16 protein-coding genes are annotated in these 18,318 nt (G+C 69.1%); 6 read left to right on the top strand and 10 right to left on the bottom strand.

Annotated features, from left to right (window positions below; genetic code table 11):
* Nucleotides 1-15 precede the first annotated feature (15 nt).
* Nucleotides 16-339: a hypothetical protein gene (locus K6T25_RS15745; RefSeq protein ID WP_222916414.1), complete on the top strand. Its 324-nt coding sequence runs from the start codon at nucleotides 16-18 to the stop codon at nucleotides 337-339.
* Nucleotides 340-361: 22 nt separating this feature from the next.
* Here K6T25_RS15745 and K6T25_RS03060 read toward each other — a convergent pair whose 3' ends face one another.
* From K6T25_RS03060 to K6T25_RS03035, 6 genes are all read right to left on the bottom strand, one after another.
* Nucleotides 362-979, bottom strand: a complete 618-nt coding sequence (locus K6T25_RS03060; protein ID WP_222916410.1) for a winged helix-turn-helix transcriptional regulator — start codon at nucleotides 977-979, stop codon at nucleotides 362-364.
* 130 nt (nucleotides 980-1,109) lie between these two features.
* Nucleotides 1,110-2,270: an SPFH domain-containing protein gene (locus K6T25_RS03055; protein WP_222916409.1), complete on the bottom strand. Its 1,161-nt coding sequence runs from the start codon at nucleotides 2,268-2,270 to the stop codon at nucleotides 1,110-1,112.
* A 69-nt stretch (nucleotides 2,271-2,339) separates the two neighbouring features.
* On the bottom strand, nucleotides 2,340-2,969 hold the full coding sequence (locus K6T25_RS03050) for an NfeD family protein (protein WP_222916407.1): 630 nt from the start codon (nucleotides 2,967-2,969) through the stop codon (nucleotides 2,340-2,342).
* Between the two features lie 24 nt (nucleotides 2,970-2,993).
* Nucleotides 2,994-3,215, bottom strand: a complete 222-nt coding sequence (locus tag K6T25_RS03045; protein WP_222916406.1) for a DUF7312 domain-containing protein — start codon at nucleotides 3,213-3,215, stop codon at nucleotides 2,994-2,996.
* 56 nt (nucleotides 3,216-3,271) lie between these two features.
* Nucleotides 3,272-5,029, bottom strand: coding sequence for a pyruvate kinase (pyk, locus tag K6T25_RS03040; protein WP_222916405.1), 1,758 nt, complete (start codon nucleotides 5,027-5,029; stop codon nucleotides 3,272-3,274).
* A gap of 100 nt (nucleotides 5,030-5,129) precedes the next feature.
* The gene (locus K6T25_RS03035) at nucleotides 5,130-5,408 is read right to left on the bottom strand and encodes a DUF7123 family protein (protein WP_222916403.1); all 279 of its coding nucleotides are present in this window, start codon (nucleotides 5,406-5,408) and stop codon (nucleotides 5,130-5,132) included.
* A 194-nt stretch (nucleotides 5,409-5,602) separates the two neighbouring features.
* Between K6T25_RS03035 and K6T25_RS03030 the strand changes: the two genes are divergently transcribed.
* A complete protein-coding gene (locus K6T25_RS03030) occupies nucleotides 5,603-7,507 on the top strand; it encodes a flippase-like domain-containing protein (protein WP_222916401.1) in 1,905 nt (634 codons plus the stop codon).
* Nucleotides 7,508-7,550: 43 nt separating this feature from the next.
* On the opposite strand, the gene yjjX is transcribed toward K6T25_RS03030, so the two are convergent.
* Complete coding sequence (gene yjjX, locus K6T25_RS03025) at nucleotides 7,551-8,084, bottom strand: inosine/xanthosine triphosphatase (protein WP_222916400.1); 534 nt, start codon at nucleotides 8,082-8,084, stop codon at nucleotides 7,551-7,553.
* A 73-nt stretch (nucleotides 8,085-8,157) separates the two neighbouring features.
* Here yjjX and K6T25_RS03020 point away from each other — a divergent pair, with 73 nt between their 5' ends.
* From K6T25_RS03020 to rad50, 3 genes are read left to right on the top strand one after another with little or no spacing between them, the layout of a single operon-like run.
* Nucleotides 8,158-8,610 carry a DUF7966 family protein gene (locus tag K6T25_RS03020; protein ID WP_222916398.1) on the top strand — a complete coding sequence of 151 codons (453 nt, stop codon included), beginning with the start codon at nucleotides 8,158-8,160 and terminating at the stop codon, nucleotides 8,608-8,610.
* Nucleotides 8,610-9,938 (top strand): DNA double-strand break repair protein Mre11, encoded by a 1,329-nt coding sequence (gene mre11, locus K6T25_RS03015; RefSeq protein ID WP_222916396.1) that lies wholly within the window; start codon nucleotides 8,610-8,612, stop codon nucleotides 9,936-9,938. Before K6T25_RS03020 ends, mre11 begins: the two co-directional genes overlap by 1 nt.
* Nucleotides 9,935-12,643, top strand: a complete 2,709-nt coding sequence (gene rad50 / locus K6T25_RS03010) for a DNA double-strand break repair ATPase Rad50 (protein ID WP_222916394.1) — start codon at nucleotides 9,935-9,937, stop codon at nucleotides 12,641-12,643. Before mre11 ends, rad50 begins: the two co-directional genes overlap by 4 nt.
* Nucleotides 12,644-12,679: 36 nt before the next feature.
* Here the strand turns inward: rad50 and K6T25_RS03005 are convergent, their stop codons facing one another.
* The 3 genes from K6T25_RS03005 to K6T25_RS02995 all read right to left on the bottom strand — a co-directional run bounded on the left by K6T25_RS03005 (nucleotide 12,680) and on the right by K6T25_RS02995 (nucleotide 13,894).
* Nucleotides 12,680-13,099: a DUF7346 family protein gene (locus K6T25_RS03005; RefSeq protein WP_222916392.1), complete on the bottom strand. Its 420-nt coding sequence runs from the start codon at nucleotides 13,097-13,099 to the stop codon at nucleotides 12,680-12,682.
* An 82-nt stretch (nucleotides 13,100-13,181) separates the two neighbouring features.
* Nucleotides 13,182-13,640: a DUF7322 domain-containing protein gene (locus K6T25_RS03000; protein WP_222916391.1), complete on the bottom strand. Its 459-nt coding sequence runs from the start codon at nucleotides 13,638-13,640 to the stop codon at nucleotides 13,182-13,184.
* 83 nt (nucleotides 13,641-13,723) lie between these two features.
* Nucleotides 13,724-13,894, bottom strand: coding sequence for a DUF7331 family protein (locus K6T25_RS02995; protein ID WP_222916390.1), 171 nt, complete (start codon nucleotides 13,892-13,894; stop codon nucleotides 13,724-13,726).
* A gap of 236 nt (nucleotides 13,895-14,130) precedes the next feature.
* Here K6T25_RS02995 and K6T25_RS02990 point away from each other — a divergent pair, with 236 nt between their 5' ends.
* The gene (locus K6T25_RS02990; protein WP_222916389.1) at nucleotides 14,131-18,213 is read left to right on the top strand and encodes a DNA polymerase domain-containing protein; all 4,083 of its coding nucleotides are present in this window, start codon (nucleotides 14,131-14,133) and stop codon (nucleotides 18,211-18,213) included.
* Nucleotides 18,214-18,318 lie beyond the last annotated feature (105 nt).

Below are 18,318 nucleotides of genomic sequence, written 5' to 3'. Positions count from 1 at the left end.
TGTGATGGTGATGTGATGACGGCTGGAACCGTCGACGAGTATATAAGCACCGGCGGATGGAAATACCTGTCGTACGGCGGCTGTATCCGACAGAACGCCCACGTTCGCCCGTCGGACACGACGCGAGTCGGACGAGCGGTCACCGGTCTTCGTCCCGATCCGACCGCGAAAGAGCCAGTATCGGCCGGTCACGACCGCGTAGACGAACGGACCGGCCCGGACGGAGCGCGGCTCGACCCCGAAACGGTTCACCGGACGGTGCTGGCGCACCTGCGAGGGGAGTTCGCGACGCTTTCGACGACCGACGAGCTGCTCGCGTCGCTGGGAGGGGCTGAGTGAGCGTCGTCCCCGACCGGGCCGCTCAACCGTCGTAGCTGATGTAGCTCGCGGCGTCGTCGGCGAAGGCGACCGCGCCGGGTCCGAAGGAGTCCGCATAGCGGACGACGAGCGCGATGACGGCTTCCGGACGGGCGACGCGGTAGCCGTCGTCGGTCCGAAGCACCCCGGCGTCCGCGAGTTCGCCCGCGTACGTCGAGATCGTCGGCCGCGACACGTCGAGCGCGCGCGCTAAGTCCGCACCGGAGGCGTCGGGGTCCCGAAGCAACCCGAGGATCATCCCCCGCGGAGTCTCGCGTCGGAGATAGCCGAGGGCACGGCGCTCGAACGCCGAAAACCGCCCCGCGGGGAAGTACCGGCGGTAGTCGCCGTCCTTCTGTGAGACGACCGCGTCGGCCGACTCCAGCCGCTTGAGGTGGTGTTGGGTCTCGCCGGTCGCCAGCGAGAGGTCGTCCCGGAGCTTCGAGAAGTGGGCGCCGGGCGTCGTCGCGAGGTAGCCGCGGATCGCGTCGCGGGGGGCCGACTCGTCGGCGTCGCCGTCGGCCGCGCTCGCGCGAGCACTGGCCGCAAGCGGCGTCGCGGCCCCCAGCGCGGCGAAGCGCCGAAGGGTGGCGCGCTTGTCCGTATCGACCTCGCGTGTCACACCGCATCGTAGCGAGGTTGTGGGCAAAAGGGTGTCGTTGTGGCAGACGGTGACAACCCGGCGAACGACCGATAGCGAGCCTGCAACAAGCGGACAGCCGGCGAATCCGAGCCAGTCTCGGCGGCGTCGACTACTCCGTTTCGGGTTCCGCCTCGGGTTCGGGCGCGGCCGACTCGCCGTCCGAGTCCTCGTCCTCGTCGTCGGCCTCGGCGACGACCTCGTCGGCGGATTTGATGGTGCCGCCGATGTCGCCCTCCTTCACCGCGGCCGCCTCCTGTTCGAGCGCCTCAGTGTCCATCTGGGCGGCCTCGTCGATCTCGCCGAGGATGTCCTCGATGTCGTCGAGCCCGAGCATCTCGCGGGTCTCCGCGTCGAAGTCGAGCGAGTCGAGCCCCTCGGTGTCCTGCACGTCGGAGCCGGTCAGCTGCTTGCCGTAGCGGCCGACGAGGCTCGTGAGCTCCTGGGGGAGAACGAACGTCGTGGAGTCGCCTTGGCCGATGCGCTCCAGCGTCTCCATCCCCTTGTCGATGATGGCGCGCTCGCCCATCGACTCGGCGGACTTCGCGCGGAGGACCGTCGAGATGGCGTCACCCTGCGCCTCCAGGATCTGGCTCTGCTTTTCACCCTGCGCGCGGATGATGTTCGACTGCTTTTCACCCTCGGCGGACTCGACGGCGGAGCGCCGCTCACCCTGCGCCTCGAGGATCATGGCGCGGCGACGGCGCTCGGCGGAGGTCTGCTGCTCCATCGCCTGCTGGACGTCCTTCGAGGGGTTGACCTCCCGGACCTCGACGGACTCGACGCGGATCCCCCACTCGTCGGTGGGCTCGTCCAGTTCCTTGCGGATGCGGGCGTTGATCTCTTGGCGCTTGTTCAGCGTGTCGTCGAGCTCCATGTCGCCCAGCACCGCGCGCAGCGTCGTCTGCGCGAGGTTGGAGACGGCGACCTTGTAGTCCTCGACCTCGAGGAACGCCTTCTTCGCGTCCATCACCTTGATGTAGACGACGGCGTCGGCGGTCACCGGCGAGTTGTCGCGCGTGATCGCCTCCTGACGCGGCACGTCGAGCGTCTGCGTACGCATATCGAAGGTGTACGTCCGGGAGACGAACGGCGGGACGATGTTGATACCCGGTTCGAGCAGCTTCCGGTACTCGCCGAACACGGTGAGGGCCTTCTTCTCGTACGCGTCGACGATGACGATCGCTTGGTAGACGGCGACGATCGCGACGATCAGGAACAGCAGCCCGATCACCGCCGGCCCGAGTCCGAGGAACTGCAGTGGGAGGACCATAGCTATCGGTTCGGCCGTCGAGGCTTAAAGCGTTCCCCCGCTGTCACTCTCGAACCCGCCGACGGGGGTTCACTCCCGCTCCGGTTCTGGTTCCGTGTCGGCGTCGTCGCGCGCCCTGTCGTCCACGTCGCCGAGGTCCCTGTCGTCCGCGTCGACGCTTCCGTCCGACGGCGCTCCATCGCGCCGTCCCTTCGCCAGCTCCCGATCGATGTCGTCGACGCCTCCCTCCAACGACTCGACGGTGAGGACGTTGCCGCCGCCGGGGTCGACGACCATGACCTCGGTGCCGACGGGGATCTCCCCGTCCACCGACCGCGCGGAGTAGTACGGGCTGAACCCTCCCTCGTCCAGTTTCACCTCGCCTCCGGTGGGCGTGACGGTCTCGGTGACGCGGGCGTTCGACCGCCGAAGCGACCGAGAATCGGAGGTCTGCGCCTGTCCTTTGCCGCCGTACAGATCGAACTCGCGATAGCCGTAGAACGCCAGCGCGCCGAACACGAGCACCAGCAGGCCGAGCACGAACGGGCCCGCGAGGGGGCCGAGCGCGAGTCCCACGAGCCCGGCCGCAAGGAGCGCCACCCCGATGACGATGAACTGTGCGCCGGGGGCGACGGCCTCGGCGATCGAGAGCACGAGCCCGGCGGCCACAAGCAACAACGGGAGGGTTTCGGGGGTGAGGAGGCCCGACTGAAGCAGCATGGACTGGTCTTGGGGCCGGCGGGGTTAAAGCGTCACCGAGAACACCAACAGGAGCGTCCCGAGGACGCCCGCTGCGACGAACAGCGCGTTTTCGGCGTCGATCGACTCCGGTTCGATCGGCGGGTTGCGTGCGGCTTCGCGCGCGGCCTCCGCCTCGGGGCCGACCTCGTCGATGCCGAAGCGCCACTCGTCGTCCGAGTCGGCGTCCGATCCGGCGGCGGCGTCGGTGCGGGGGTCGTCCGACATGAACCGGCCTAGCCGGCGCGGTGGTAAAGAGGTGTCGGGGGCGCGGGCGGAAGCAGTCAGCGCCGCCGTGTGTGACCGATCACGTCGCCCTCGTAGACGACGCCGCGCTCGGCGTCGACCGTCACCGTGGTGTCGTCGGTCACGTCGTCGGCCAGCGGCGCGCCGGAGACCATCGGGATGCCGATCTCGCGGGCGACGAGCGCGGGGTAGCCGGTCATGCCCGGACGGGCGTCGATGATACCCGCCAGCTTCCCGGTGTCGCCGGTGAACTCGGCGTCGAACCGGGCCGGGAGGTACGCGATCGTTCCGTCCGGCACGCCGGCGAGGTCGCCGTCGGGGAGCCGGCGGAGGGGACCGGAGACGCGGCCGCCGACCACGTGGCGACCGGTGGCGATCGTCTCGGCCGCGACGTGGAGCTTCAGCGTGTTCGTCGTGTTCGTTCCCTCCAACTCGGTCATCATGCCCGAGAGGACGACGATCGTGTCGCCCGACTCCGCGGCGCCGGTCTCGAGGGCGGCCGACACGGCCGAGTCCATCACCTCCTCGATGCTGCTGTGGTAGTCGGCGGAGATCGGTTGGACCCCCCACGAGAGCGCGAGCTGACGGCGAACGCGGTCGCTGGGCGTCGTCGCGACGACGGGCACCGCCGGTCGGAACTTCGCCGTCTTGCGGGCGGTGTAGCCGGACTCGGAGGCGGCGACGACGGCGGCCGCATCTGTATCACGGGCCAGGAAGCGCGCCGAGCGCGCCAGCGGCTCCGTTCTCGATCCGGTCTGCGCCAGCGGGACCCGGTCCTCGCGCGTCTCGGCGTACTCGTCGCTGGCCTCGATCCGGCTGACGATCCGGTCCATCGTCTCGACGACGCGAACCGGATGGTCGCCGATCGCCGTCTCGCCCGACAGCATGACCGCGTCGGTGCCGTCGAGCACCGCGTTCGCCACGTCCGACGCCTCCGCGCGCGTCGGGCGTCGCGAGTGGACCATCGAGTCGAGCATCTCCGTCGCGGTGATAACGGGGGTGCCGGTGTCCATGCACTTGCGGATGATGCGTTTCTGCACCATCGGGACGTCCTCCAGCGGACACTCGACGCCGAGGTCGCCGCGGGCGACCATGACGCCGTAGGCGGCGTCGACGATCCCGTCGAGATTCTCGACGGCATCCGCGCGCTCGATCTTCGCGATGACGGGGACGTCGCCCGCGCCGCGCTCCTCCAGCGCGTCCGAGACCGCGTACACGTCGCCGGCGTCGCCGATGAACGAGGCGGCGACGAAGTCCACGTCGTGGTCCGTGACGAGGTCGAGTTCGCGCTCGTCGGCCTCGGTGATCGTCGGCAGTCCGAGGTCGACGCCGGGGATGTTGACCCCCTTGCGCGAGCCGAGTTCGCCGCCGGAGTCGATCCGAGCACGGACGCCCTCGTCGGTCATCGCGGTCACGGTCGCCTCGATCCGACCGTCGTCGAGGAGCACGCGGTCGCCCGGCTCGGTTTCGGTGATCGCGTGGGTCACGCCGATCCGCTCGGGCGTCGCCGTGTCGTCCTCGACGAACAGCACCTCGGAGGCCGTCGTGACCTCGATCGGCTCGTCGATCTCGGCGGTCCGGATCTCGGGGCCCTGGAGGTCGAGCATCGCCGCGAGCGGCGCGTCGGTGGCGTCGTCGACCGCGCGGATGCGGTCGACGACCTCGCCGCGGTGGTCGGTGTCGCCGTGGCTCGCGTTGAGCCTGGCGACGGACATCCCGGCGTCGGCGAGCGCCCGTATCGTGGCTCGGTCGTCGGAGGCGGGACCGAGCGTACAGACGATCTTGGCTCGTCGCATAGTCTTACCCGGAGGTCACGCGCACGGATATAAAGGGCTACGGAGTAAACTCGGCTTCGAGTGAACAGTTCGGGCCTCACGCGCCGGCCTCGCGCGCCTGCTACCGGGTGACCATCCAGGTCGTTCCCGAGGAGTAGCCCCACTTCTCCACGTCGACCTCGACGGCGGCGTCGACGATCGCCGACATGTTGGCGCCGACCTCCTTTGCGGACAGGCCCAACTCCTCGGCGATGAGCCGGGACTTGAAGTACGTCTGCTCTGCGGCGTGTTCGCGGAGGTATGCGAGGATCCGGTGTTGCTTATCCGTGAGGTCGATAGTCGACTCGCCGGTCGCGGTGTCCCCGGTGTCGGTCGACTCGACGGTGCTCGTCGCGCTCATATCACTGCCTACGGGCTATCGACTCAAAGGGGGTTTGGTACGTGGGGTTAACACGGTGGCGTCCGTCGATCAGCGAGCGAACACGACCGCGATCGGCGGTCCGGGTCGGCCGCGTCGGTACGGTCGCCTAACACGCCGGCGAGCCGCTGGAATGACAGAAGGTTCTTACCCGGCGGCCGGCCACCGAGGAGGTAATGAGTAGTCCGGTCGATGGCCCCGGTTCCGATCCCGACGGCGCCGACGGTACCGGCGCCGACCGGACCCGCGTCAGCGTCGTCCTCCCCGCGTACAACGAGGCGGCGACCATCGAGGGGACCGTCCGGACGACCGTCGAGACGCTGGAGGGGTTCCTCTCGGCCGATGCGTTCGAGGTGATCGTCGCCGAGGATGGCTGTGACGACCGAACCCCCGAGATAGCCGACCGCCTCGCTCGTGAGGACGACCGGGTGAAGCACTTCCACAGCGATCGCCGATTGGGTCGCGGCGGCGCCCTGGTGTTCGCGTTCGAGCGCGCGGCCGGCGACACGCTCGTCTACTTCGACACGGACCTCGCGACGGACATGCGCCACCTGGAGGAACTGGTGGCGAAGATCGACCGCGAGGGGTACGACGTGGCGACGGGGTCGCGCTGGATCCCCGGCGACGAGGCCGACCGACCCGCGAAGCGCGGCGTCCCCTCGCGCGGGTTCAACCTGCTCGTGCGGACCGTGCTCCGCTCGGACCTCCGGGACCACCAGTGCGGGTTCAAGGCGCTCTCGCGGGAGGCGTTCGAGGAACTGCACGACGCCGTCGAGGACGATCACTGGTTCTGGGACACGGAACTGCTGGTCCGCGCCCAGCGACGCGGCCTGCGGGTGGCGGAGTTCCCCGTCGACTGGGAGCCGAAGGGCGACTCGAAGGTCGACCTCGTGCGCGACGTGTTCGGGATGGGGAGTCAGGTCGTCAGGCTGTGGTGGCAGCTGTCGGTGTCGCCGCGGATCACCCGCACGCGGACCGTCGCGGCCGGGGCGGTTCTCACGGTCGCCGCGCTCGCGCTGATGACGGTGTACCTCGACCCGTCGGCGGTGCTGTCGGCGTTCGAGGGCGCAGATCCGGTCCCGGTCGCCGCCGCCACGCTCGTGTACCTCGTCTCGTGGCCGCTGCGCGGGCTGCGCTACCGGGACATCCTCGAGGAACTCGGCTACCGCGAGCGCCTTGGCTTCCTCACGGGCGCGGTGTTCATCAGTCAGACCGGCAACCTCGTGTTCCCGGCCCGCGCCGGCGACGCGGTGCGCGCGTACGTGGTGAAGGCCCGACGCGGGATCCCGTACCCGACCGGGTTCGCCTCGCTGGCGGCCGAGCGGGTGTTCGACCTGCTCACGATCACCGCGATGGCGGGCGCGGTGCTGACGGGGCTGCTCGTCACCGACGGCGCCGGCGCGGTCGCGACGGCGGTGTCCGGGAACGTCCCGGGCGTCTCCGCCGGGGCCGTCTCGACGGCCGTTCGCGTCGCCGCCCTCGTCGGCGTCGCCGCTGTCGCGAGCCTCCTGTTCATCGTCGCGACCGCCCGCAGCGATCGCAACTACGTCCGGGACGTGGTCTCGCGGTTCTCCTCGGACTCGTACGTCGACTACGTCGCCGGCGTGATCGAGGAGTTCGCCGCGGGCGTGCAGACGGTGGCGGGCACGCGCGCGTCGTTCGCCCGCGTCGGCGGCGTCTCCGTGCTCGTGTGGACGCTCGACGTGGTGACGGCGCTGCTCGTGCTGTCGGCGTTCCCCGCGGCGACGGACGCCATGACGCTCGCACAGCTCGTCGTCGTCGGCTTCTTCGCCGTCTCCGTCGGCAACCTCGCGAAGGTGCTCCCGCTGTCGCCCGGCGGTATCGGGCTGTACGAGGCCGCCTTCACCGCGCTCGTCGTCGGTCTCGGCGGCGTGCCCGCGGCGGTTGCGTTCGCCGCCGCCGTCCTGGACCACGCCGTCAAGAACGCCGTCACCGTCGTCGGCGGCGTCGCGTCGATGATCGGCTTCAACGTCTCGCTCACCGACGCCGTCGACGAGACGGCGGAACTGGACGAGGAGGCCGAGCGCGACGGGACCGAGTTGGCGACCGACGGCGACTGAGCGCCCCCACCGAGGGTTCGCGCTGCCGGTGCGTGCAGTCCGTTCAGTACAGGTCCGTCACGAACGGGCCGAGCGCGCCCGCCACGGCGGTCCGGAGCGCGTCGGTCCGGTCGACACGGCCGCCGGTGAGCGCGCCCGCGGCGCCCTGCTTTTCTGCCACGTCCGACTCCCCGAGCACGTCGTCCATCACCGGCCCGAGTTCCTCGCCGTCGCGGACGCGCGCCGCGATGCCTCCGGGCAACGCGAGGCTCGGACCGGTACCGACCCCGACGCGATCGCCGTCGGCGACGGCCGCCCACATCACGAGAAAGAGTCCGTCACCGCCCTCGTACTCCGCGACGCCGCCCTCGATCCCGACGCCGAGATCGTACGCCTCGGCGGTCGTATCGAGCACCGCGGTCGCCCGGTTGGCCGCGCCCGTCCGGGTCTCGTCGTGTCCGAACGGCTGCTCGGACACGCCCGACGGGACGGGGCACGCCTCGACGACCGCGCCGTCGCCGAAGCCGTCCGTGCCCGCCACCGCCCGTTCGGTCGCCGCGCGCTTCACTGGATTGCCGGAGCCGACGCCGATCCGCATACACACGGGTTCGCACGGCCGTAGGTGTGTCTTGCCTTCCGCGACGGGGAACGTCCACGAGGGTTGAAATACGATGCCGGCACCAGTAGCGTCGATGGCCGGACAGGCTCCCTCCGCCGAGCGGGTCCGCGAGGCGCTTCGAGCGTTGGCAACCGACTCGCCCCGTGGCGCCGGCGACGGCGGCGGCTCGACCCCGGAGGCGACTGACGCACAGCGCGACCTCGTCGCCGAGGCGGAACGGGCGCTGGCGACCGTCGGGACTGCGGCGGCGTTCGCGGACGACGACGGCTTCCGTCGGACGGAGACGGTCGCGGAGGCGGTCACCGATCCGGCGTTGGCTCGCCGTGCTCGTGCGGTCGTCGAGGCGATCGAACGCTATCGGGCGGCGTACCGGGACGCGGTTCCCGCAGGATCCGTGGACCCTGCGGGCTCCGTCGACGTTGAGGGTCCCGCAGATCCCGCGGACCACTTTCACCCCGCTCGCGATAGGCATATGCCGGCGGCGGAACAACCGGGAGACAACTGATGACGCGGGTTATCCACACCGGCGACACCCATATCGGGTACCGCCAGTACCACTCGCCCGAGCGGCGAGCGGACTTCCTCGACGCCTTCGAGCGTGTCGTCGCCGACGCGGTCGACGCCGACAGCGCGGAGCAAAGCTCCGCGAGCGGCCGGACGCAGTCCGGCGACGACCCTGACGCGGTCGTCCACGCCGGCGACCTGTTCCACGACCGTCGTCCGGACCTCCCGGACCTGCTCGGCGTGCTCTCCGCGCTCCGGACGCTGGACGACGCCGACATCCCGTTCCTCGCGGTCGTCGGCAACCACGAGTCCACGCGCGGGGGCCAGTGGCTCGACCTGTTCGAGTCGATGGGGCTGGCGACCCGACTGGGCGACGAGCCCACCGTGATCGGCGACACGGCGTTCTACGGCCTCGATCACGTCCCCGAGAGCCGGCGCGACGCCCTCGAGTACGAGTTCGCACCCCACGACGCCGACGTCGCGGTGTTGGTGAGCCACGGGCTGTTCGAGCCGTTCGCGTACGCCGACTGGGACACCGAGGCGGTGCTGCGCGAGTCGACCGTGGACTTCGACGCGGTCCTGCTCGGGGACAACCACGCGGCCGACACCGCGCAGGTCGAGGGCGCGTGGGTGACCTACTGCGGGTCGACCGAGCGCGCCTCCGCGACCGAGCGCGACCCCCGCGGCTACAACCTCGTTCGCCTCGGGGCGGACGCCGCCGACGGCGACGACCCTGTCGACATCCGCCGGCGCACGCTGGAGACGCGTCCGTTCGTCTTCGTCGACGTGGAACTCGGCGAGGGCGAGGGGCTCGACCGCGTCCGCGACCGCGTCCGCGAGCGCGACGTGGCGGACGCGGTCGTCATCGTCCGGATCACCGGCGACGGCGAGCCGATCGCGCCGGCGGCCGTCGAGGAGTTCGCCGCCGAGCGGGGCGCGCTCATCGCTCGCGTCACCGACCGCCGCGAGGTCGAGACGGAGGCGGAGCTGTCGGTGAGCTTCACCGACCCCGACGAGGCGGTTCGCGAGCGGATCGGCGACCTCGACCTGTCCGACGCGGCCCGCGAGGTCGACGACGTGGTCCGCGGCGACCTCCCGGACTCGAACGTCCGCGAGGAGGTGAACCGACGGATCGAGGCGCGGTTCGACGGGGACGACGGCGCGGGCGACGATGCGGATGAGGACGACGGCGCGGGCGACGATGCGGATGAGGACGACGGCGCGGGCGACGATGCGGATGAGGACGACGGCGCGGGCGACGCGGAGGGAGCGGGGAGCCCGCAAGGTTCGGACGACGACGGACAGCTCACGCTGGGTGATTCGCGGTGATCTTCGACCGCCTCCGCCTGCGGAACTTCAAGCCGTACGCCGACACCGACCTCCGCCTCTCGGACGGCGTGACGGTCATTCACGGGCTCAACGGCAGCGGAAAGTCCTCGTTGTTGGAGGCGTGCTTCTTCGCGCTGTACGGCTCGAAGGCGCTCGACGGCACGCTGGCGGACGTCGTGACCAACGGCGCCGAGGAGAGCGAGGTCGAACTGTGGTTCAGCCACGACGGCCTGTCGTACCACGTGCGCCGGGAGCTGAAACGCTACGGCGAACAGATCCAGACGACGACGTGTACCCTGGAATCGGACGACGAGTCGGTCCACCGCGACGGCGCGACGGACGTGCGGGCGTTCGTCTCGGACCTGCTGCGCATGGACGCGGAGGCGTTCGTCAACTGCGCGTACGTCCGCCAGGGCGAGGTGAACAAGTTGATCAACGCCACGCCGACCGAGCGCCAGGACATGATCGACGACCTCCTCCAGCTCGGCACGCTGGAGGAGTACCGCGAGCGCGCCGGCGACGCCCGACTCGGCGTCGAGGACGTGCGCTCGACGACGCGGGGCGCGCTGGAGAGCGTCGAGGAACAGGTGGCCGAGAAGGAGGACCGCGACCTGCACGGCCGCCTCAACTCGCTGGAGTCGACGCTCGCGGAGGTGAACGAGAAGATCGAGAACTACGAGGCGCAACGCGAGAAGGCGGCGTCCACGCGCGAGAACGCTCGTGACGTGCTCGACGAGTACGAGGAACGCCGCGAGGAGCTGACGGAGCTGGAGTCGGACATCGAGGACCTGGAGGCGACGATCCGCGAGGACGAGGCCGAACGGGAGCGGATCGGCGATCGGATCGCCGACCTCCGCGACCGCGTCGACGACGCCGAGGCGACCCTCGAGGAACGGCTCTCGGCGGTCGCCGTCGACGACGCCGACCCGGAGACGCTCGAGGCGCGCCGCGAGCAGCTCGACGACCGCGAGGCCGACCTCCGCGAGGAGCTTCGCGAGGCGCGCTCGGAGGCGAACGCCCTCACGAACCAGTCGGAGACCCTCGCGGAGACGGCCGAGGACGCCGCCGAGCGCGCCGACGAGAAGCGCACTCGCGCGGCGGAGCTCGACGAGGACGCCGAGGCGGCCGCGGAGACGCTCGCCGAGCGCGAGGAGTCGCTCGCGGAGCTGGAGACGGAGCGCGAGGAGCTCCGTGCGACGTTCGAGGACGCCCCCGTCGCGGTCGGCGAGGCGTCCGCCCATCGCGAGTCCGTCCGAGAGGAACTGGAGGCGGTGCGCGCGGAGGTCCGCGAGACGAGCAACGAGGCGAGCGCCGCCCGGTCGAGCGTCGAGGAGGCGGAGGAGCTGCTGGCGGCGGGGAAGTGTCCCGAGTGCGGCCAGCCGGTCGACGGCTCCCCACACGTGGACGCCCTCGACGACGAGCGCGAACACCTCGAGGAGCTGGAGGCGGACCTCGCGGACCTGACCGAGCGCGAGACGGATCTCGAGGAGAAGCTCGACCGCGCCGAGGAACTCCTCGAGGCGGAGAGCCGGCTCGGGCAGATCGGGGATACGCGGGAACTGATCGAGGACGGCATCGAGGAGAAGGAGGCCGAAATAGAGCAGGCGAGCGAGCGTGCCGCCGAACTGCGCGAGGCGGCCGACGACCTGGAGTCACAGGCGACCGAGAAACGCGAGGTCAGCGATCGGAAGGCCGAGGAGGCCGAGGACGCCCGGGCGGACGCGGCGGCGCTCGAGGAGGACCTCGACGAGATCGAGACCGCTCGCGACCGACTGGACGCCGTCGAGGCCACGCGCGAGGAGATAGTCGACGCGGACGACGAGATCGAGCGCCTGACGGAGAAGCGTGCGGACATCGCCGACCGCAACGACGAGCGCCGGGAGTTCCTCGCGACGAAGCGCGAGCGCCGCGACGAGCTCCGGGAGGCGTTCGACGACGAGCGCGTCGAGTCGGCCCGCGAACGGCTCGAGAACGCCGAAGAGTACATCGAGAAGGTGGACGACGCGCTGACCGACCTCCGGGACCGACGCGACGATCTCACGAGCCGGATCGGCGCCGTCGAGAACGAACTCGAGGAGCTGGAGGCGCTGCGCGAGCGCCGCGACGCGCTGGCGGATCGGGCCGCGGAGTTGGACGCGATCCACGAGGAGACGCGGGACCTGGAGGCGATGTACGGCGACCTCCGGGCGGAGCTTCGGCGGGCGAACGTGGAGAGCCTCGAACGGATGCTCAACGAGACGTTCGAGCTGGTGTACGGCAACGACGCCTACTCGCACATCGAGCTGGACAACGAGTACGAGCTCACCGTCTACCAGAAGGACGGCGAGCCGCTGGACCCCGAACAGCTCTCGGGCGGCGAACGCGCGCTGTTCAACCTCTCGTTGCGCTGTGCGATCTACCGCCTGCTCGCGGAGGGGATCGAGGGCGCGGCGCCGACGCCGCCGCTGATTCTCGACGAGCCGACGGTGTTCCTCGACTCGGGGCATGTCTCGCGGCTGACGGACCTGATCGACGAGATGCGCGGCTTCGGCGTCCGCCAGATCCTGATCGTCAGCCACGACGACGAACTCGTCGGCGCCGCGGACGAGCTCGTGCGCGTCGAGAAGAACCCCACGTCGAACCGGTCGACGGTCGAGCGGCTGGCCGACCCGTCGCTGTCGTCGGTCGAGATCCCGTCGCGCGACGCCGAGCACGCGGACGACTGATCACGTGTTCCCGCGCAGGCTCGAAACCGGCGGGAGTCAGTCCCGAAACCGCGCAACGACTTCCAGCGCCTCGTCGGTCGGCTCGTAGCCGCGCTCGCCGGCGACGGTCGTCTCCGCGATCAGTCCCGCCGCGCGAAACTCCCCGAGCAGGCCGTGGAGGTCCGATTCACACAGGTCGTAGGCGTCCAACAGCGACCGCACCGACAGCGCGCCGCGATCGGCGAACTCCACGAGCAGTCCGAGCGCGCGCTCGTCGCGACACGCCAGCACCGCCCCGCGCAGTTCGGCGGGGAGCCCGCCCGCGGCGGCCGACAGCGGTGACTCCCCGTCCGATCGGAGGTCGTCCGTCGGGACGTAGCGCTCCTCGCCGGTCGCCGGATCGCGAACGAGACTCGACTCCGACGATCGCTTGACGAGCAGATACCGCGTTCCGTCCGCGTCCCGAACCGACTGCATGGCCGACGAAAGCGGACGTGCGCGAAAAGAGGTGTCGGTGCCGGCGGTCGGCGGTCGGCGGTGTCGATGTCGCTGCCGGTAGTCAGGTGTCCCCGGGATCGGAACTCCCGTCGCCGCCGGCGGTGACGCCGTCGGCAGCGGCGGGAGTGTCGTTCACTGCGGCGGGAGCGTCCTCTTCGTCGTCCCGATCCTCGGGTCCATCGCGGTCCCCATCTCGGTCACGCTGTTCGAACGCGCGAACCGTCTGATACACGCGGACGGCCGCGAGGGCGCCGATCACGATCGCCGCACCGCCTACTCGCAAGTCGCCGCGGAAGCCGACGAGCATCAGTCCCAGTGAGATGCCAAGGAGCGCGACGTTGGCGTACAGGACCGCCGCGAGGAACGGTTGCTGGATGGCGGGGTCGACCGTCGACGGGTCGGGCAGCGATTCCGACGGGTCGTCGACCGACGGGATGTCGACGTGGGGGCCGCGCTCCTCGGCCTCGCCGGCCTGCCGTTCGAGGTCGAACAGCTCCCCGTCGTCGTCCTCGTCGAACACGGAACTCGGTTGGCGAACAACCGGGAAAAGGGTTGTCAGACTACGTAGTCGGCGCGATCGACGTAGTCAGCGGGTATCGGGGGTCACGTCGCGTCCGCGAGCGTGACTGCCTCGCTCGCCTCCACCCACGCGAGCGGGTTCTCCGCGTCGTAGAACACCGTTCGCCCGTCGTCCTCGTACGCCTCGACCGTCTCGACGGCCTCGTCCGGGCTCGTGCCCGAGCGCTCCAACGGGATATCGGATGCGTGGGTCATCTCCGAAGCGTGGTATGCAATGACACGGTATATGCCTTTCCGTGGCGGTGGTCCTCGCCAGCGTCGCCGCGACGGAGAGATCGCGCCATATCGGGGCGCGTCGACACCGAGTACCGCGAGAGTACCGGGTCGAATGGTGAGCGTCCTTCCGTCGGGCGCGGTGGCGTCGGTCGGCCGACTGGGCCGATCTGTGCCCGAAAGGGAGGTTTTTACCGGCGAACGGCAAAGGCCAGGCAATGAGCGATTCGCAGTCGGGCCTCGACCGGTTCGCCGGCGGCGGGGACGCCGACGACGGGAACGGCCACGGGGACCGCCCCGACGAGGAGGCGGCGCACGTCGCGGGCACTGGGCAGGGACACGTGAGCGCGGTCGTCGACCGAGAGGACATCGTCGTTCCCGACTCCGAGGGGACGGTCGAGCTCATGGTCACCGCGGTCGACTACACCGTCGAGGGCACCGGTGCCGAGGAGTACCCGGTCGTTCACGTGTTCGGCCGGACCGCCGACAACGAGCCCGAACACGTCCGCTTGCTCGGAACGGAGCCGTACTTCTACGTCCCGACGGCCGACATCGAGGGGCGGACCCTCTCGGAGGAGTACGACGTGATCCTCGATACTCGTGAAACGGGACCGGACGGCGAGCGCTTCGAGTCCATCCGCGGCGAACCCGTGTCGAAGGTCGTCGCGCGCACGCCGCGGGACGTCGGCCAGATCCGCGACGACTTCGAGCGCACGTACGAGGCGGACATCCTGTTCCCGAACCGCTTTCTCATCGATCACGGCGTCACCTCGGGGGTACGCGTCGAGGAACGCCGACTGGACGCGCGCGAGGGCGAGGGCCGAGGCCGACTGCAGGTGACGCCCGACCACCTCGAACCGGCGGATGTCGAGGCGGATATCCGGGTGAACACCTTCGACATCGAGGTCGACGACCGCAACGGCTTCCCCGAGGACGGCGAAGAGCCGATCGTCTGTCTCACCTCCCACGACTCCTATCGCGACGAGTACGTCGCGTGGCTGTACGACGCGCCCGTCGGCGGTGTCGACGCTCCCGCCGCGCTCGACGGTTACGAGCAGATCGGCGGGGCCGACAGTGACATCGAGGTACGGACGTTCGCCGACGAGGACGCCATGCTCGACGCGTTCGTCTCGTACATCGATGAGACGGACCCGGACGTGCTCACGGGCTGGAACTTCGAGGACTTCGACGCGCCGTACTTCATGGACCGTTGTGAGGTGCTCGACGGCGCCAGCGAGTACGACCTCTCTCCCGACCGTCTCTCCCGTGTGAACGAGACGTGGCGCTCCGGCTGGGGCGGTCCAGACGTGAAGGGCCGTGTCGTCTTCGACCTCCTGTACGCCTACCAGCGCACGCAGTTCTCCGAGCTGGAGTCGTACCGCCTCGACGCGGTCGGCGAACTCGAACTCGACGTCGGGAAGGAACGGTACACGGGCGATATCGGCGACCTGTGGGAGCAGGAGCCCGAGCGCCTGCTGAAGTACAACGTCCGCGACGTGGAGCTGTGCGTCGAGATCGACCGCAAGCAAAACATCGTGGCGTTCTGGGACGACGCGCGCAAGTTCGTCGGCTGTCAGCTCGAGGACGCGCCGACCCCCGGCGACGCGGTCGACATGTACGTCCTGCACAACGCCTTCGGCCAGTTCGTCCTCCCGACGAAGGGACAACAGGCGAGCGAGGAGTTCGAGGGCGGCGCCGTCTTCGAGCCGATCTCCGGCGTCGAGGAGATGGTGTCGGTGCTCGACCTGAAGAGCCTCTACCCGATGTGCATGGTGACGATCAACGCCAGCCCCGAGACGATCGTCGACGACCCCGAGTCCTTCGACGGCGAGACGTACCGGGCGCCAAACGGCACGCGGTTCCGCAAGGAGCCCGACGGGATGATGCGCGAGATGGTCGACGAACTGCTCACCGAGCGCGAGCGCCTGAAGGGCGAGCGCGACGACCACGACCCCGGGTCGGACGCGTACGAGCAGTACGACCGGCAGCAGGCCGCGACGAAGGTTATCATGAACTGCTTCACCCCGGACACCGAAGTCGTCACGCCGGACGGCGTCCGCGATATCACCGACCTCGACGTCGGCGACGAGGTGTACTCGCTCGACCCGGAGACGATGGAGATGGAATCCAAGCCGGTCGTCGAGACGCACGCGTATCCCGACTACGACGACGAGCTGGTCGACATCGAGACGGACAAGATCGACTTCCGCGTCACGCCCAACCACCGGATGCTCGTCAGGAAAGACGAGTCGAACGGCATCTCGTGGGACGAGGACGACTATCGATTCGTCGAGGCCGGCGACCTCGATCGCGCGACGAACTATCAGCTCCCCCACGACTGGTCGGGCCCGGATGGGGAAGACGTCGACGAGGTCGACCTCACGCGCCTGCTCGACGGCGAGTACGAGGTGTGGGCGAACAACGAGGTTCACGGCCACACGCTCGCGGCCGAGCTCGGATACTACCCGAGGAAGGTCGTCAGGAACGACCTCGGTACGACCGGCTACGTGTTCTCGGCCGAGGAGTTCGAGCAACACCGGGAGTACCTGGACTCCGTCTGTTCGGAGTTCTCCGTCCACAGCGAGCCGAATCGGAAGTGGATCCCGCGGACGTACGACGGGGACGACTTCCTCGATCTGTTGGCGTGGTACATCACGGAAGGGAACGTCTACACCTCCGAGGAGAAGGCGTTCGGAGATAACCTGCGTGGCTCCGCGACGACGGTCAAGATAGCGCAGACCGCGGCCCCCGACGGCGGCCAGTCCGACCACGCCGCGATCGGCGACCTCCTCGAACGGATGGGGTTCGATACGTACGTCGACGAGCGTGGCTACCAGTTCACGTCGAAGCTCCTCGGCGAGGCGCTCGAGGAACTGTGCGGCGAGAACAGCTTCGAGAAGCGGATCCCCGACCTCGTTTTCGAGACCAACGGGGAGCAGAAACGGCGGTTCCTCGACACGCTCATCGCCGGAGACGGCGACCGCCAGTCGGGGAGTTCGTGGCGCTACACCACGTCGAGCGAGCGACTCCGCGACGACGTGCTCCGCCTCTGTGCCCACCTCGGACTGACCACGAACTACAATCGTGACAGCGGATCCTGGCGGATCTACTGCACCGAGAGCTCCAAGAACACGCTCAGGATGCACCGCAGCAGCGACCGTAGCTCCGCAGAGAACGGTGTGTACTGTGTCACCGTCGCGGACAATCACACGCTCCTCGCGGGTCGAAACGGGACGTTCCAGTTCGTCGGGCAGTCGCTGTACGGCGTCTCGGGATGGGACCGCTTCCGTCTGTACGACAAGGAGAACGCCGCCGCCATCACGGCGATGGGGCGACGCGTCATCGAGTTCACCGAACAGGCGGTGAACGAACTAAATAGAGATGTGACATACGGGGACACCGATTCGGTTATGTTAAGTCTAGATGACGTTTCGACGGAGGACGTCGAGGACGCGAGTGTCTCCGAGGGGATGGCGGCGGCGCACCCCGACATGTCCGACCGCGAACTGCTTCGGATCGCGGCCGTGATCCGGCTCTCCGAGGACGTCGAGGAGCATATCAACGGCCGCTACGACGACTTCGCGAGCGAGGAGCTCGACGCCGAGGAGCACCGGTTCGAGATCGAGTTCGAGAAGCTGTATCGCAGATTCTTCCAGGCGGGCAAGAAGAAGCGCTACGCCGGCCACATCGTCTGGAAGGAGGGCAAGGACGTCGACGACATCGACATCACCGGCTTCGAGTACAAGCGCTCGGACATCGCACCCGTCACCAAGCGCGTGCAAAAGCGCGTCATCGAGATGATCGTCCACGGGGAGGACACCGAGGAGATCACCGACTACCTGCACGAAGAGATCCAGAACTTCCTCGACGGCGACGCCGACCTCGACGAAGTGGGGATCCCCGGCGGCATCGGCAAGCGTCTGGAGAGCTACGACACCGACACCGCCCAGGTTCGAGGGGCGAAGTACGCGAACCTCATGCTGGGCACGAACTTCCAGCGCGGGTCCAAGCCCAAGCGCCTCTACTTGGAGAAGGTTCACCCGGACTTCTGGGCCCGCATGGAGAACGAACGCGGACTCGACCCGCAGACCGACCCTCTGTACGGCGAGTTCAAGCGCGACCCGGACGTGATCTGCTTCGAGTACGCCGACGAGGTGCCCGAGGAGTTCGCGGTCGACTGGGACAAGATGCTGGACAAGACGCTCAAGGGCCCGATCGCTCGCATCATCGAGGCGCTCGGAATGTCCTGGGAGGAGGTCAAAAGCGGGCAAGAACAGACCGGACTCGGCAGCTTCATGTGACGCGATCGCGGCACCCACTCCCGGGTTGCTTTCGGATACGAAAAATGATTTTTTCTTCGTGAGAACCACACGCGTGTGGATGCGAAACCTTCATGGGTCGAACGA

The sequence above is a fragment of the Halobaculum rubrum genome (assembly GCF_019880225.1).
Taxonomy (GTDB): Archaea; Halobacteriota; Halobacteria; order Halobacteriales; family Haloferacaceae; genus Halobaculum; species Halobaculum rubrum.
Note: the sequence above shows the minus strand (reverse complement) of the source record. Positions and strands in the feature narration are given on the sequence as shown.

Bases quoted from the DNA above. Each gene is read 5' to 3' on its own strand.
- K6T25_RS03050 (WP_222916407.1), bottom strand. From the start codon at position 2,969: ATGCTGCTTCAGTCGGGCCTCCTCACCCCCGAAACCCTCCCGTTGTTG.
- K6T25_RS02990 (WP_222916389.1), top strand. From the start codon at position 14,131: ATGAGCGATTCGCAGTCGGGCCTCGACCGGTTCGCCGGCGGCGGGGAC.
- K6T25_RS03045 (WP_222916406.1), bottom strand. From the start codon at position 3,215: ATGTCGGACGACCCCCGCACCGACGCCGCCGCCGGATCGGACGCCGAC.
- yjjX (WP_222916400.1), bottom strand. From the start codon at position 8,084: ATGCGGATCGGCGTCGGCTCCGGCAATCCAGTGAAGCGCGCGGCGACC.
- K6T25_RS03035 (WP_222916403.1), bottom strand. From the start codon at position 5,408: ATGAGCGCGACGAGCACCGTCGAGTCGACCGACACCGGGGACACCGCG.
- K6T25_RS02995 (WP_222916390.1), bottom strand. From the start codon at position 13,894: ATGACCCACGCATCCGATATCCCGTTGGAGCGCTCGGGCACGAGCCCG.
- K6T25_RS03005 (WP_222916392.1), bottom strand. From the start codon at position 13,099: ATGCAGTCGGTTCGGGACGCGGACGGAACGCGGTATCTGCTCGTCAAG.
- pyk (WP_222916405.1), bottom strand. From the start codon at position 5,029: ATGCGACGAGCCAAGATCGTCTGTACGCTCGGTCCCGCCTCCGACGAC.
- K6T25_RS03020 (WP_222916398.1), top strand. From the start codon at position 8,158: ATGCCGGCACCAGTAGCGTCGATGGCCGGACAGGCTCCCTCCGCCGAG.
- K6T25_RS03055 (WP_222916409.1), bottom strand. From the start codon at position 2,270: ATGGTCCTCCCACTGCAGTTCCTCGGACTCGGGCCGGCGGTGATCGGG.
- K6T25_RS15745 (WP_222916414.1), top strand. From the start codon at position 16: ATGACGGCTGGAACCGTCGACGAGTATATAAGCACCGGCGGATGGAAA.
- K6T25_RS03030 (WP_222916401.1), top strand. From the start codon at position 5,603: ATGAGTAGTCCGGTCGATGGCCCCGGTTCCGATCCCGACGGCGCCGAC.
- mre11 (WP_222916396.1), top strand. From the start codon at position 8,610: ATGACGCGGGTTATCCACACCGGCGACACCCATATCGGGTACCGCCAG.